The 13,624-nt window shown below is 65.8% G+C and carries 13 protein-coding genes; 7 read left to right on the top strand and 6 right to left on the bottom strand.

The features are described from left to right. Nucleotides 1–221: 221 nt before the first annotated feature. Nucleotides 222–1,313 (top strand): iron-sulfur cluster carrier protein ApbC, encoded by a 1,092-nt coding sequence (apbC, locus tag ABS45_RS14295; RefSeq protein ID WP_291556478.1) that lies wholly within the window; start codon nucleotides 222–224, stop codon nucleotides 1,311–1,313. Between the two features lie 6 nt (nucleotides 1,314–1,319). Here the strand turns inward: apbC and ABS45_RS14290 are convergent, their stop codons facing one another. From ABS45_RS14290 to ABS45_RS14280, 3 genes are read right to left on the bottom strand one after another with little or no spacing between them, the layout of a single operon-like run. Beyond that, the gene (locus ABS45_RS14290; protein WP_291557258.1) at nucleotides 1,320–2,042 is read right to left on the bottom strand and encodes a GTP cyclohydrolase I; all 723 of its coding nucleotides are present in this window, start codon (nucleotides 2,040–2,042) and stop codon (nucleotides 1,320–1,322) included. A gap of 56 nt (nucleotides 2,043–2,098) precedes the next feature. Beyond that, on the bottom strand, nucleotides 2,099–2,524 hold the full coding sequence (locus ABS45_RS14285; protein WP_291556476.1) for a DUF2231 domain-containing protein: 426 nt from the start codon (nucleotides 2,522–2,524) through the stop codon (nucleotides 2,099–2,101). Beyond that, the gene (locus tag ABS45_RS14280) at nucleotides 2,521–2,844 is read right to left on the bottom strand and encodes a hypothetical protein (RefSeq protein ID WP_291556474.1); all 324 of its coding nucleotides are present in this window, start codon (nucleotides 2,842–2,844) and stop codon (nucleotides 2,521–2,523) included. The genes ABS45_RS14285 and ABS45_RS14280 overlap by 4 nt, the downstream gene beginning before the upstream one ends. A gap of 253 nt (nucleotides 2,845–3,097) precedes the next feature. Here ABS45_RS14280 and ABS45_RS14275 point away from each other — a divergent pair, with 253 nt between their 5' ends. Then, the gene (locus ABS45_RS14275) at nucleotides 3,098–4,153 is read left to right on the top strand and encodes a DMT family transporter (RefSeq protein WP_366246635.1); all 1,056 of its coding nucleotides are present in this window, start codon (nucleotides 3,098–3,100) and stop codon (nucleotides 4,151–4,153) included. 38 nt (nucleotides 4,154–4,191) lie between these two features. Further along, nucleotides 4,192–4,998, top strand: a complete 807-nt coding sequence (locus ABS45_RS14270) for a UPF0149 family protein (protein ID WP_291556472.1) — start codon at nucleotides 4,192–4,194, stop codon at nucleotides 4,996–4,998. Between the two features lie 21 nt (nucleotides 4,999–5,019). Here ABS45_RS14270 and ABS45_RS14265 read toward each other — a convergent pair whose 3' ends face one another. Both ABS45_RS14265 and ABS45_RS14260 read right to left on the bottom strand, forming a co-directional pair. After that, the gene (locus tag ABS45_RS14265; protein WP_291557252.1) at nucleotides 5,020–6,675 is read right to left on the bottom strand and encodes a SulP family inorganic anion transporter; all 1,656 of its coding nucleotides are present in this window, start codon (nucleotides 6,673–6,675) and stop codon (nucleotides 5,020–5,022) included. Nucleotides 6,676–6,903: 228 nt separating this feature from the next. After that, nucleotides 6,904–7,542 (bottom strand): MBL fold metallo-hydrolase, encoded by a 639-nt coding sequence (locus ABS45_RS14260; protein ID WP_291556470.1) that lies wholly within the window; start codon nucleotides 7,540–7,542, stop codon nucleotides 6,904–6,906. Nucleotides 7,543–7,763: 221 nt separating this feature from the next. On the opposite strand from ABS45_RS14260, the gene ABS45_RS14255 reads away from it, so the two are divergent. Beyond that, nucleotides 7,764–9,161 (top strand): c-type cytochrome, encoded by a 1,398-nt coding sequence (locus ABS45_RS14255; protein ID WP_291556468.1) that lies wholly within the window; start codon nucleotides 7,764–7,766, stop codon nucleotides 9,159–9,161. A gap of 75 nt (nucleotides 9,162–9,236) precedes the next feature. Here the strand turns inward: ABS45_RS14255 and pobA are convergent, their stop codons facing one another. Then, on the bottom strand, nucleotides 9,237–10,424 hold the full coding sequence (gene pobA / locus ABS45_RS14250) for a 4-hydroxybenzoate 3-monooxygenase (RefSeq protein ID WP_291556466.1): 1,188 nt from the start codon (nucleotides 10,422–10,424) through the stop codon (nucleotides 9,237–9,239). Between the two features lie 152 nt (nucleotides 10,425–10,576). Here pobA and ABS45_RS14245 point away from each other — a divergent pair, with 152 nt between their 5' ends. From ABS45_RS14245 to ABS45_RS14235, 3 genes are all read left to right on the top strand, one after another. Next, a complete protein-coding gene (locus tag ABS45_RS14245) occupies nucleotides 10,577–11,368 on the top strand; it encodes an IclR family transcriptional regulator C-terminal domain-containing protein (protein ID WP_291556464.1) in 792 nt (263 codons plus the stop codon). A gap of 185 nt (nucleotides 11,369–11,553) precedes the next feature. Beyond that, nucleotides 11,554–12,726, top strand: a complete 1,173-nt coding sequence (locus tag ABS45_RS14240; protein WP_291556463.1) for an ABC transporter substrate-binding protein — start codon at nucleotides 11,554–11,556, stop codon at nucleotides 12,724–12,726. 36 nt (nucleotides 12,727–12,762) lie between these two features. Then, the gene (locus tag ABS45_RS14235; protein WP_291556461.1) at nucleotides 12,763–13,620 is read left to right on the top strand and encodes a branched-chain amino acid ABC transporter permease; all 858 of its coding nucleotides are present in this window, start codon (nucleotides 12,763–12,765) and stop codon (nucleotides 13,618–13,620) included. Nucleotides 13,621–13,624: the final 4 nt, after the last annotated feature.

The following is a 13,624-nucleotide window of genomic DNA, read 5'->3' as shown; positions in this document are numbered from 1 at the left end:
CCATCCCTGCCTCGGTGCTGGCGGCGAGACGCCGCCGCTCTTCAGGCTGTCCAGTTCCGCACTCGCGGAACTGGAGCCGCAGCCTTCAGCCCCGGAGGGGGAAGGGGCCTGAGACAGGTCACCGCTCAGGCATTTCGCGTGCATTCCCTCACTCGACCCATTGGCACGGCGGCTTGGCTAGACTAGCCGTACCTTCCAAACAGAACAGGGGACACGATCCAATGGCCATCACCGAACAGGATTTGCTGGCAGCGCTCGCCAGCGTGAAAGACCCGCTGTCGGGCGCCACCTTCGTCACTCCGCAGACGCTGCGCAACCCGCAGATCACGGGAGGCGATGTGGCCTTTGACGTGGAGATGGCCTACCCCGCCAAAAGCCTGGTGCCGCAGTTGCGCAGCGCGCTGGTAGCGGCGGCGCGGAGCCTGCCGGGCGTGGCCAACGTGTCGGTGACCATCACCAGCAAGGTGATGTCGCAGGTGGCGGGGCGCGGCGCGCGCCAGATTCCGGGGGTGAAGAACATCGTCGCCATCGCCTCGGGCAAGGGCGGCGTGGGCAAGAGCACCACGGCGGTGAACCTGGCGCTGGCGCTGGTGGCCGAGGGTGCGCAGGTGGGGCTGCTGGATGCCGACATCTACGGGCCCAGCCAACCCTTGATGACCGGCACCTCGGGCAAGCCCGAGACGCTGGACGGCAAGCACATGGAGCCCAAGCGCGCGATGGGGCTGCAGATCAACTCCATCGGCTTTCTCGTGAGCGACGAGCAGGCCATGGTCTGGCGCGGCCCGATGGCGAGCAATGCGCTGGAGCAGCTCATCATGCAGACGCACTGGTACGACCTGGATTACCTGATCGTCGACATGCCGCCGGGCACCGGCGACATCCAGCTCACGCTGGCGCAGAAGGTGCCGCTCACCGGTGCGGTGATCGTCACCACGCCGCAGGACATCGCGCTGATCGACGCCAAGAAGGGCATCACCATGTTCCAGAAGGTGGGCGTGCCGATTCTGGGCATCGTCGAGAACATGGCGGTGCATGTCTGCAGCAACTGCGGTCATGCCGAGCACATCTTCGGCGCGGATGGCGGCAAGAACCTGGCGCAGAAGTACGGCATGCCCTACCTGGGCGCGCTGCCGCTGGCGCTTTCGATCCGAGAGCAGACCGATTCGGGCAAGCCCACGGTGGCGGCCGAGCCGGACAGCGAGGTGAGTGGCATCTACAAGGCGATTGCGCGCCAGCTTGCGAGCACCATCGCCGCACGCAGCGGCGGCGAGCAGCCGGCGTTTCCGACCATCAAAATCAGCAAGGAAACCTGAGCGGCGTCAGTCCTGCACTCGCGCCAGGCTCAGAAACTCGCGCCGCAGCGCCTCATTGGTGAGGAAGGCGCCGCGCATGATGGAGTTGGTCATCTTCGCGCCGTTGTCCTTCACGCCGCGCCAGTGCATGCAGGCGTGGCTGGCCTGCATCACCACCGCCAGGCCATCGGGTTTGACGCGGCGCTCGAGCTCATCGGCCAGCATGGTGATGGCTTCTTCCTGAATCTGCGGGCGGCGCATGATCCAGTCGCAGATGCGCGCGTATTTCGAAAGGCCGATCAGGTCCGACGCCGGGTTGGGCAGCACGCCGATCCAGACCTTGCCCTCGATCGGGCACAGGTGGTGCGAGCAGGCGCTGCGTACGCTGAGCGGGCCGACGATCATGAGCTGATCGAGCCGTGACACGTTGGGAAACGCGGTGACCTGCGGCTCGGTCTCGTAGCGCCCGCCAAACACCTCATCCAGATACAGCTTGGCCATGCGCCGCGCGGTGTCGCCGGTGTTGTGGTCGTTGTCGGTATCGATGACCAGCGCGCGCAGCACCTCCTGCATCCTGGCCTGCACTTCGTCGCGCAGCTCGTCCATCTCGCCGTCTTCGATGAAATCGGCGATGTTGTCGTTGGCAAAAAAGCGCTGTCCGGCGTTGACGAGGCGGTAGCGGATGCGCTCCGAGGCCGTTTGCGCCTGTGCGGCGCCTTCGCCAGCGTTGGCTGTGGGTGAGGCATGCATGAGCATTGGGGATTCCTCCAGAGGTGTTTGAATGGGAACGGTCGGCAGTGCCTGGCTTACGGGCGCGGGCTGTCGCTGCCGACCCCGTGGCGGTAGACCAGTTGTGCGCCCAGCCAGCCGCCGGCCACCAGAGTGGTGATACCGAGGGCGTCCAGCACCAGCGCCGTTGCATCCGGCGCCAGTGGCTGGGTGTGCTCTATGCGCAGCAGCAACCGGGTGGCGAACAGCGTGAACGCGACCAGCATGAGACCCATGTGCAGGTTCACGGTGCGCTGCGCCCGGCCTTCGGGCACATTCGGAATCTCCGCCATGCCGGCGATCACCGCGACCAGGGCCATGAGGCAGCCCACGGTCAGCAGGCCGGCCGACCAATGCCAGGCGGCCTCGCCCCAGCGCAGGCTGGCGAAATCGGCGACCACGGCCAGCGTCCAGCAGGCGATGGGGAAGTGCACCAGGGCCGGGTGCAGTGGATGGCGCCTCATGGCAGCAGCAGACTGGCCAGCGTCAAAAACCCGGCCACGGCACAGCCGGCGTGTGCGATGACGATGATCCTGGGCGGCAGACGGTTGCGCAGGTGATACGACACCAATAGCAAACCACCACCTGCGGCCACCAGCAGCAGGATCAGTGCATAGAGCGCGCGCGTCGGCGCGGCCCCCTCCAGCAGCATGGCGACCAGCAAGGCCAGGCTGATGACGCCGAGCAGGGCGTGCAGGGGCGAGAGTGTCCAGGGCGCGAACTTGCCACGCAACACATAGGCTGCCAACACGATGCCCAGGAGCGCGGTGCACAGAAGTGCCACAAGAATTTGTATGAGCATGATGGCTGCGGAGGAGGAAGGTTGGCCGCGTGCGCGACGCGCGGTTGCGACATCTGATGGCTAGTGTGCCAGTTTCGTTTCCGATGGGGTGTACGGCATGTGGCGCGACTAGGATTTGCCGGATTTGCAGCCCAATAGCCGAGCTATTGGGCAAAAAGACGGTGAAAAATGGGCCGCTGCGGTCGATTTGCAGCCGACGATTTCCAAGTCCGACAGGCTCCTAGAGTGTGCGAAGATGCCAGCCGCGCCGCGCCGCGCCGGCTGCATTGCCGCGCATCTGACTTGCGGCGCGGACACCATCGATGCAACCGGGATTCCCTTTGAACATTCAAGAGCAAGGCGCGCTGCGTGGTTTGCCTTGCCCGTCGGTTTCGGGGCGATGCGAGGCATGGCGGTGAAGGGGCGGCCGGTGGCGGTCGGCTTTGTGGTGCTGTTGCTCATCGCCTTGCTGATGGCGAGCAACCATGTAGCGGCGCGCCTGGCGTTTGACCATGGCGTGAACGTCCCGACGGCCGTGAGTTTTCGCAGCCTGGGCACGGCGCTGGTGGTGGGCGTGCTGGTTTGGCACCAGCGCATCGCACACCGCCTGAGCGGGCGCGAACGCCGCGGCTTGGTCGCCATCGGGGTTCTGGTGGGGCTGCAAAGTCTGTTGCTGTATTCCGCGGTCGCACGCTTGCCGGTGGCTTTGGCATTGCTGGTGTTCAATACCTTTCCCCTGATGACGGCATTCTGGGCACGCGTGCTGTACGGCCATCGCCCGCAGCGTGCCGTGCTGGTGGCGATGCCCTTGATCCTCTGCGGCCTGGTGCTGGCGCTGGATGTGCTGGGCAACGCGTCGGGCCTGGGTGCCGGCGGACAGTGGCGTGCGATGGGGGTGGGCGTGGCCTGCGCGCTGTCGGCCTCGGCCATGTTCGGCCTGGCGCTGGTGCTGACGCAGCACGAAGCCGGCGCTGTCGATGGGCGGGTGCGGACCCTGATCTCCATGGCGGTCGTGGGCGTGGTGGCCGGCGCAGCGGCCGGGTTGCAAGGCGGGTTTGCGCTGCCGGTGGGGCCGCAAGGGTGGTGGGGCCTGGGCCTGCTGACGGTGTTGTACGGCACCGGCATCACGCTGCTCTTTACCGTCCTGCCGCGGCTGGGCGTGGTGGGCCATTCGGCCATTCTCAACGTCGAACCGGTGTTTGCGCTGGTGATCGCCTGGCTGGTGCTGGGGCAGGCGGTGGCGCCGGTGCAGGTTGCCGGGGCGCTGATCGTCGTCGGCACGGTGATCTGGCTGGGCACGCGCAGGCGCTGAGCGCGCGGTTACCATGCGCGCTCACCCGAGGACTGCGCATGCCGACTGAACCCACCGCCCCACCGCCCGTCGCGACCGACGGCGAGCTTGTCAGCCCGAGCGGGGCCGTACTGGCGGCGCTGGAGGGGGCGCTCGAGATGCTGAGCGAGCGCCACGGCGGCCATGTGCCCGAGTGGGAGTTTTGCGAAGGCGTGATGACCGCGCTCTTGTGCACGCGCCGCACCGTCGGCAGCGACGAGTGGCTGCCGATGCTGTTCGGCATGGACGCCGGCGCAGTGTTCGCCACACCCGGCGAGCAGACGCATTTCCTGATGCACTGGATGGAGCGCGCCGAACAGGTGCGCACCGCGCTGGAGGCGCCGGTCGAGGCGCTGGACGACGAGCGCGCGCTTGAGCCAGGCGTGGTGGATTGGCAGGGCTTTTTGCTGAGCCTGCCCGAGTCGGAGCGCAACACAGTGTTCGCCGACGAGATGCCGCCCGCGTTCGCCCAGGCTTGGGCCGCGGGTTTTCTCGCGGCCGTCGAGTACTGGGCTGAAGAGTGGACGCTGCCGCGCGACAAGGAGATCGCCGCCGACATGCGCGCCGCGGTCCGGACCGTGGGCGCGCTGCTCAAGGCCGACCAAGGCCGGCCCAGCGTCAATCTGTACGATGAGGAGGGCCCGCCGACGGTGAGCGAGGCGCGCGTGGAGGCCTTTGGCGAGGCGATCTGGGCGGTGTACGACCTTTACGCGATCGCCCTGAGCCTGGGGCCACGCACGCTGCCCATCGCCAGCGAAAAAATTGGCCGCAACGACCCATGCCCATGTGGCAGCGGAAAGAAATACAAGAAGTGCTGCGGTGCCTGAGGGCCTGGTTGCCCTCAAGAGTCACTGACAGGCCGCGCGCGCTGCCGCGATGGCGCTGGCACGGTCGGGCAGCCATTGGACGCCGGGCTGATCAAGCAGCGATTTGCGCTGCGCCATGTCTGCCGCTTGTCCGGCGAGCCCGTGGGCGAATACCGGGATGCGGCGCTTTTCACAGGTGTGCAGCAGCGCAAGCAGGGCGTCGGCGCCGGTCGTGTCCATGTAGATCACTCCCGAGAGATCCAGCACCAGCGCCCGCTGGGGCAGTGCATCCTGAATCGATTCCAGCGCGGCGGTCGAGCCGAAGAACAATGGCCCGACGAGGCGCCAGGCATGCACTTGTCCAGCCAGGTCGAGGAGCTCGGGTGGCGCCAGCGGCTCGGCCCGCGTGAGCTTGGCCATGCGCCAGATGAAGGTCACGCAGGCCGCGAGAATGCCCACCTGCACCGCCACCGTCAGATCGAACACCACGGTGAGAAAAAACACCGACAGCAGCGTGACGCGGTAGGGCACGGTGAGATGGCGCAGGTGGGCAAAAGCGCGCCACTCACCCATGTTCCACGCCACATGCAGCAGGATGGCGGCGAGGCACGCCAGCGGTATGGAGCTGGCCAGCGGCGCGGCCACGAGAATCACCACCAGCAGCACCAGCGCATGCACCATGCCGGCGACCGGGCTGGTGGCGCCGCTTTTCACATTGGTGACGGTACGCGCAATCGTGCCGGTGGCGGGCATGCCGCCGAAGAAGGGCACGACGAAGTTGGCGATGCCCTGCGCCATCAGCTCCTGATTGGGGTCATGCCGATCCTGGATCATGCCGTCGGCCACGCGCGCGCACAGCAGTGATTCGATCGCGCCCAGCAGCGCCAGCGTGATCGCCGGCATCAGCACGAAGCGCGCCGACTCCCACGAAAAATCCGGCAGTGCAAACGCCGGCAATGCTGCGGGAATGCCGCCGAAGCGGCTGCCAATGGTTTCCACCGGAAGTTGGAACCATGCTACTGCGATCGTAGCACTCACCAGCGCCACGATGGCGCCAGGCACGGTATTGAGTTTTCCGGAAAACGGGGCGCGCGCCCCCAGCGACGGCATGGCGTGCTGCCAGACCACGATGATGGCCAGACACGCCAGCGCGATGCCCAGAGCCCAGCCATTGAGCGTGTGCGCGTGCTCCCACAAGGCCGCCAGCATGCCGAAAAAATCCGCCGGCATGCTGGCAATCCTGAGGCCCAGGAAATCCTTGATTTGCGACAGCGCTATCAGCACCGCAATGCCGTTGGTGAAGCCGGTGATCACCGCCACCGGGATGAAGCGCACCAGCGTGCCCAGCCGCAGCACACCCATGGCAAACAGCAGCACGCCCGAAAGCGCGGTGGCGATGATGAGGTTGGCCACGCCGTACTGCTGCACGATGCCGTAGACGATGACGATGAAGGCACCGGCCGGCCCGCCGATCTGCACCCGGCTGCCGCCCAGCAGCGCCACGAGAAAGCCGGCGATGATGGTGGTGAAGATGCCGGCCTCGGGCTTGAGCCCTGAGGCAATCGCAAACGCCATCGCCAGCGGCAGCGCGACGACGGCAACCGTCAGGCCCGCGCCGAGGTCGGCGATCAGGCGCGTGCGGTCATAGCCCGCGAGGGCATCGATGAGACGGGGTCGAAAGAGGAAGGCCACGAACACTGCTCCGGACGATGGGGTACCAGCAACCAACACCAAGGGTGTGTTGCCGGTCCGGAGGCCCGCAATGCCGCAGCCGCGTGATGAAGCGGCGTTTGCGGGTCAGGGGCGGGGTGATGAACATGGTGCAAACCGGTGTGTGGTGCAGTGTACGCCTCGTGTGTGCGCAGCCTTGGTTTTTGCTGAAAATGCTGGTTTGCGCCCATCCTGCAAGCGTTTGCAGCTATCGATTCAGGTGCCGCCGACAAAAGGATTGGTGCGCCGCTCCTGCCCGAAGCTGCTCTCCGGCCCGTGCCCAGGAATGAACACCGTGCCATCCCCCATGGGCCACAGGCGCTGGGTGATGCTGTCGATCAGCTGCTGGTGGTTGCCCTGGGGAAAGTCGGTGCGGCCTATGCTGCCCGCGAACAGCACGTCGCCGACGAAGCAGCGCTCTATCTGCGGCGCGTGGAACACCACGTGGCCTGGCGTATGGCCTGGGCAGTGGCGCACCCGCAGGGTTTCGTGGCCAATCGTGACCTCGTCGCCGTCGTGCAGCCAGCGCGTCGGGGTGAACGCCCGGGCGGGCGGAAAACCAAACATCGCGCTTTGCTGCGGCAGGCCGTCGATCCAGAACTGGTCGCCCTCCTGCGGGCCGATGATGGGCAGTTGCAGGCGCTCGGCCAGCTCGCCCGCGCCACCGGCATGGTCGATGTGCGCATGCGTGAGCCAGATGGCTTTCAGTGCCAGCCCGCGCTGCTTCGCTTGCGCCAGGACGTGATCGAGATCGCCCCCTGGGTCGATGACGGCCGCCTGCATCGTCTGGTCGCACCAGAGCAGGGAGCAGTTCTGCGCGAACGGCGTGACGGGGACGGTGTGGTAATGCAGCATGCGCCGATTGTGCCGTGCGGCCCTGGCGGCGCGGCGCCGCATGCCTTCAGCCTGAAACGCATCTAGAAGTGGTGCCATCTAAACACGGCGGGTCACTGCGTTTGCGCTCCATGCCAACGGCTGGAAAACGCAAAGGCGTGCGCGCTGTGCAAGTGCCCTTGCGCGGGCTGATGGTGCCTGTCCAAGCGGATCCGGTATCGACAAATCTGAGGAGCGAGAACATGCGAAAGAACGATGGCACATCACGGCCTGCGACCGTGCGCCGCGGGGCGAAGCGCCCGGTATTCACGGCGGCGTTGCTGGCGTCTGCGGCTGCGGCAACGCTGGGACTGAGCGGCTGCTTTGGTGGTGGTGATGACAACACGCCGGCGCCGGCGCCGGCCGATCCGCCGCAAGCACAGTTCCTGCATCCGGAACTTGTTGGGCAGGGCCAGGATGTGTTTCGCAACGACACGTTTGGCGACGAAGCCAAATGGACCGACCAGCTCAAGATGAACGAGGTGATCGAGGCAGCGGTGGACCCGCTGACAGCGGCCGGGGTCGGCGTGAAGGTCGATCTGGATGCCTTGCCGGCTGCCGTGGCGGGAGCAATTCTGGCCGGGGATGTGCCACTGGACGACCCGCAAAGCACGCTTGCATTGCTTGAGTTGAACGCCGTGGTGGGCATCAGGGGCGAGGTCAGCACGGATGCGGCCGGCAAGAAGCATCTGGATCGCATGGGCATCACCTGCGCGCTGTGCCACTCGACGGTGTCCAGAGAAGACCTTCCCGGCGATATCGGTAAAGCACTCAAGGGGGTGGTGGGGCATCGCTTGGACGGCCATCCCAATCGGGATCTGAATCCGGGCGCCATCATCGCGCTGTCGCCGGCGCTCGCGGGCGACGCGAACAAGGCGGCACGCGATCAGCTCAATTCCTGGGGCCCGGGCAAATACGATCCGCGCTGGAATTTCGACGGCATCAGCAACCCCACGGTCATTCCGCCGGCCTATGGTCTGGCGGCCTTGACCAAGGCGATTTTCACGGGTGATGCCGACGCCGTGCATGAGCCGGCCGGCCCGGTGGCGTACTGGAACCGCTATGTCAGCGTGACGCAGATGGGCGGCATAGGCAAGTTCTCCGACAGCCGACTGCAGGGCAAGCTCGGCGGCTATCACGACGTGGACAACACCAACGGTGGCAAGCTGGCGGACCGGGTGACCGGTGTGTTGCCGGCATTGCAGGCCTACCAATACTCGCTGCCAGCGCCCAAGGCGCCCGCAGGCTCGTTTGACGCGGCCGCTGCGGCGCGCGGGCAAGTGGTGTTCAGCGGTGCGGCCAACTGCGCCAGCTGCCACGCGGGTGATGCGTTTACCGACGCCGCCCAAGGCAAGCTGCACCCGGCCGAGGGCACTTCCGTCGCCAACGACCAGGACTACGTGAAGCGCTCGGCCACGCAGCAATGGCGGACCTCGCCGCTTGCGGGGATCGGTTTCCGGGCCAGCTTGGGCGAGAAGTTCTTCCACGATGGCTCGGCGGACAACCTTGCCGAAGTGGTGGACATGTACAACGCGCGCAAGAGCCTGGGCCTATCGGCGACGCAGAAGAGCGATCTGGTTGAATACCTGAAGTCGCTTTGATCGCCTGCACTCCAAACAAAGCCCGCTGTGCTCCGCAGCCGACGGGCTTTGTGTTTGTCGTGCGCTGTCCGTGCCTCAGCGCATCGGCAGGCCGACGTAGTTCTCCGCCAGACTGGTGGAAGCGGCGCGGGAGTTCACCACATAGTCCAGTTCAGCCTCCTGCACCTTGGTGTGAAAAGCGCCTTCCTCGGGGAAGTTGTGCATCAGCGAGGTCATCCACCAGGAAAAACGCTCGGCCTTCCAGACGCGGTGCAGGCATTGCTCGGAATAGTGGTCTATGCCGTGCGCGCTCTTGTTCTTGTAGTAGTCGATGAAGGCGCGCGAGAGAAAACCCACGTCGGACGCCGCCAGGTTCAGCCCCTTGGCCCCCGTGGGCGGCACGATGTGCGCGGCGTCGCCTGCAAGGAACATGCGGCCGAAGCGCATCGGCTCGGCGACGTAGCTGCGCAGCGGCGCGATGCTCTTTTCGATGGACGGGCCGGTCACCAAACGCGCGCGCGCTTCGGGGTCCAGGCGCCGTTTGAGCTCCTCCCAGAAGGCATCGTCGCTCCAGGCTTCTACCTTGTCGGTCAACGGCACCTGCAGGTAATAGCGGCTGCGCGTGTGGCTGCGCTGGCTGCACAGTGCAAAGCCGCGCGGGCTGTTCACATAGATCAGCTCGTCGCTGACCGGCGGCGTGTCGCTCATCAGGCCGAGCCAGCCAAACGGGTAGACCTTCTCGAAATGGCGGATGCGGTCTTCGGGGATGCTGGCGCGGCAGACGCCATGAAAACCGTCGCAGCCGGCAATGAAATCGCAGCGGATTTCATGGACTTGCCCGTCGTGTTCGTAGCGCACCGTCGGCTGCTCGCTGTCGAATTCCAGCGGCTGCACGTTGGCCGCCTCGTACACCGTAGTCAGGCCTTCGGCGGCGCGCACCCGCATCAGGTCGCGCGTGACCTCGGTCTGGCCGTAGACCATCACCGACTTGCCGCCCGTCAGGCCATGCAGGTCGATGCGGTGGCGCTTGCCCTCGAACAACAGCTCGATGCCGTGGTGCGGCAGGCCGTCGCGGTCCATGTGCTCGGCCGCGCCCGCTTCGTGCAGCAAATCCATCGTCACCTGTTCGAGCACGCCCGCGCGAATGCGGCTGAGCACGTAGTCGGCGCTTTTGCGCTCCAGGATGATGTTGTCTATGCCGGCCTTGTAGAGCAGCTGGCCCAGCAGCAGGCCGGAGGGGCCTGCTCCGATGATGACGACGGGAATGTGGCGCGGTGCGGGCATGGTGGATGTCTCCGGTAGGGGTGATGCGATCAACCGGCAAGCGTAGGCAAACCACGAGCGCAGCGCATCAGGCTGACGTCGTGTTTGCGCGATCATCGCGCAATCGTTGCGCTGATCGCGCAAAATCCCACCATTCACCGTGAGGCAGCACCATGACCGACCGATCTCCTCGTGCGCCGTTGGCGCCTGCCGACACGATTGCCGGCCTCGCCAAGGGGCTTGCGGTGCTCGAGAGCTTTGACACCGAGCGCCAGCGCCTGAACGCCACGCTGGCGGCGCAGCGCACGGGCCTGACGCGGGCAGCGGCGCGCCGGCACCTGCTCACGCTCGCGCACCTGGGCTATCTTGAATCCGACGGCTCCTGGTTCTGGCTCGCGCCCAAGGTGCTGCGCTTTTCCGGTGCCTACATGGCCTCGGCGCGGCTGCCGCGCGTGGTGCTGCCCGAGCTGCATCGGCTCGCCGCGCGTACCGGACTGTCGTTCTCCTGCGCGGTGCGCGACGGCGACTTCGTCGTGATCGTCGCGCGCAGCGCCGTGCGCGAAAGCGGCGATCGACTGCTGGCGCACGGCGTGCACCTGGGCTCGCGCCTGCCCGCGCATGCCACCTCCACCGGCCGCGTGTTGCTGGCGGCCCTGCCCGAGGCCGAGCTGCGCCAGTGGCTGGCCAATGCCGACCTGCAGCGCCTCACGGCCCATACCGCCCACGCGCCCGCAGCGCTCACGGCCCTGCTCGACACAGTGCGTGAACAGGACCACTGCCTGGCGATCGAGGAGCATGAGCTGGGCGTGCAGGCGCTGGCGGTGCCGCTGCGCGACATGCAGGGCCATGTGCTGGCGGCACTCAACGTCGTGACCGCGACCCAGCGCCTGACACCACGCCAGATGCGGCAGGAACTGCTGCCGCTGCTGCAGGAAGCGGCGCGGGCTCTGCGGCCGCTGGTGTGATCCGGGCAGCACGATCAGCCGCGCTGCATCGCCCGGTAATGCGTGCCACCGCGTTCAGGGAAAACCCGGATTGATATGCAAACGCAATTAGTTGATACTTCAACTCGTGTCATTCGCAACTTAGTTCGAATGACGCTTGAACCGATCCTGGCCATCGGTCGTCTTCCAACCCTTCGGAGCAAACAATGAGCTTGTTCAACTGGCGGCGTGCCGCTGTCGTGGCGGCTGCCCTCACCGTCGGATCCGCTGCTCTGGCCGCAGACGCGGTCAAGATTGGCATTCTGGGTCCGTTCTCCGGCCCGTTCGCGCACTACGGTGTGCTCTTCAAGGCGGGCGCCGAGGCCTATGTGGCAAGCCAGGGCGGCAAGTTCGCGGGCAAGGAGGTGGAACTGATCTATCGCGACACCGGCGGCCCCAACCCCGGGCAAACCAAAACCCTGGTGCAAGAGCTTTTGGTCAAGGACAAGGTGGATTACCTCGGCGGGCTGGTGTTCACACCCAACGCGATGGCCATTGCCCCGTTGATTACCCAGGCGAAGACGCCGACCGTGATCTTCAACGCCGCCACGTCTTCCATCACCGAGAAGAGCCCGTACTTTCTGCGCACCAGTTACACCCTGTGGCAGGTGACCGTGCCGCTGGCGCAGTGGGCGGCAAAAAACGGTATCACCAAGGTGGCGACGGCGGTGATGGACTACGGTCCCGGCATCGATGCAGAGACCGCCTGGAAAGCCGAATTCACCAAGAGCGGCGGCACGGTGGTGGAGTCGATTCGCATGCCGATGGCGACCAACGACTTTGGCCCCTTCATCCAGCGCATCAAGGCCAGTGGCGCGCAGGCGGTGTACACCTTTTTGCCGGGTGGCCCACCCAATCTCGGCTTCGTCAAGAGCTATAACGAGAACGGTCTTGCCAAGGCGGGTATCCAGTTTCTCGCCACCGCCGAGATGGACGAGTTCGATCTGCAGAAGTTCGGCGACGCGGCGCTGGGGCTGAAAACATCGTTTCACTACTCGGCCGCGCACGATTCGCAGGCGAACCGGACCTTCATCGCGGCGCTGGCCAAGCAGGACAAGAACGCCGTGGCCAACTACGCCTCGGTAGGTGCCTGGGACGGCATGCATGTCATCGAAAAGATGATTGCCGCCACCGATGGCAAGAAGAACGGTGCGAAGGCGCTGGAGGCCGCCAAGGCGCTGAAGTGGGAGAGCCCGCGCGGCCCGGTGCACATCGATCCACAGACCCGCCATATCACGCAGCATGTCTATTTGCGCGAGGTGGAGCGTGCCGGCAACGAACTGGTCAACAAGGAAATCGTGGATTTCGGCGATCAGACGGACCACGGCCTCGGTAAATAAGCGCCGTCCACATCGAACGACCCGGATACGCTGGCCATGCAATTGCTTGGAAACATCCTGATCGATGGGCTGACCTACGGCATGGTGCTCTTCATCATCGCCGTCGGCATGTCCATCACGCTGGGGTTGATGCGTTTCATCAACCTGGCGCATGGCGCTTTCGCCATGATCGGCGGCTACCTCACGGCAGCGCTGACGCGCGAGTGGGACTGGTCGTTCTTCGTTGCGCTGCCACTCGCCCTGGTCGTGACGGCGCTGGTGGGCGCAGTGCTGGAAGCGTTGATCCTGCGCCATCTTTACCGGCGCTCCGAGCTTGACCAGGTGCTGTTCACCTTCGGCCTGACCTACGTCTTGATCGCGACGATCAATGCCATTGCCGGCCCTCAGGTGCAGCTCATTGCCCTGCCGGCAGCGCTGACGGCATCGGTGGATCTCGGGTTCCGGGTGATTCCGGTGCAACGCATCGTCGTGGTGCTCGTGGGCATAGCCGTGGCGCTGCTGTCGGCGCAGGTGATCGGCAAGACGCGTTTTGGTGTCTGGCTGCGTGCGGCAGTCGATCACCCGGCCACGGCGGCCACGCTGGGCATTCCCATCCGGGTCGTGCAGTGCGCCACCTTTGCCTTTGGCGCGGGGCTGGCGGCGCTCGGCGGTGTCCTCGGCGCGGAGCTGATGCCGCTGGAGCCTTATTACGCGCTCAAGTACCTGGTGCTGGTGCTGGTGGTGGTGGCCGTGGGCGGCATGGGCAGCCTGATGGGGGCGCTGGCCGCTGCCGTCTTGCTGGGCATGCTGGAGACGGCGACCAACTATTTCACCGAGGGCTGGGGCTCGATTGCGTTCTTCGTCGCCATGGCTCTGTTGCTCGTCTGGCGGCCCAATGGCCTTTTGAGGCGGTAAAGCG

Origin of the sequence: Comamonas sp. SCN 65-56 (assembly GCF_001724135.1) — a bacterium.
GTDB lineage: Bacteria > Pseudomonadota > Gammaproteobacteria > Burkholderiales > Burkholderiaceae_C > Comamonas_C.
The sequence above is the reverse complement of the archived record's forward strand: the minus strand, read 5'-3'. Positions and strand labels throughout refer to the sequence as shown.

What these genes read in the sequence shown, in the direction of transcription:
- apbC (WP_291556478.1), top strand. Translation starts at nt 222, where the DNA reads ATGGCCATCACCGAACAGGATTTGCTGGCAGCGCTCGCCAGCGTGAAA.
- ABS45_RS14290 (WP_291557258.1), bottom strand. Translation starts at nt 2,042, where the DNA reads ATGCATGCCTCACCCACAGCCAACGCTGGCGAAGGCGCCGCACAGGCG.
- ABS45_RS14285 (WP_291556476.1), bottom strand. Translation starts at nt 2,524, where the DNA reads ATGAGGCGCCATCCACTGCACCCGGCCCTGGTGCACTTCCCCATCGCC.
- ABS45_RS14275 (WP_366246635.1), top strand. Translation starts at nt 3,098, where the DNA reads ATGCCAGCCGCGCCGCGCCGCGCCGGCTGCATTGCCGCGCATCTGACT.
- ABS45_RS14270 (WP_291556472.1), top strand. Translation starts at nt 4,192, where the DNA reads ATGCCGACTGAACCCACCGCCCCACCGCCCGTCGCGACCGACGGCGAG.
- ABS45_RS14260 (WP_291556470.1), bottom strand. Translation starts at nt 7,542, where the DNA reads ATGCTGCATTACCACACCGTCCCCGTCACGCCGTTCGCGCAGAACTGC.
- ABS45_RS14255 (WP_291556468.1), top strand. Translation starts at nt 7,764, where the DNA reads ATGCGAAAGAACGATGGCACATCACGGCCTGCGACCGTGCGCCGCGGG.
- pobA (WP_291556466.1), bottom strand. Translation starts at nt 10,424, where the DNA reads ATGCCCGCACCGCGCCACATTCCCGTCGTCATCATCGGAGCAGGCCCC.
- ABS45_RS14245 (WP_291556464.1), top strand. Translation starts at nt 10,577, where the DNA reads ATGACCGACCGATCTCCTCGTGCGCCGTTGGCGCCTGCCGACACGATT.
- ABS45_RS14240 (WP_291556463.1), top strand. Translation starts at nt 11,554, where the DNA reads ATGAGCTTGTTCAACTGGCGGCGTGCCGCTGTCGTGGCGGCTGCCCTC.
- ABS45_RS14235 (WP_291556461.1), top strand. Translation starts at nt 12,763, where the DNA reads ATGCAATTGCTTGGAAACATCCTGATCGATGGGCTGACCTACGGCATG.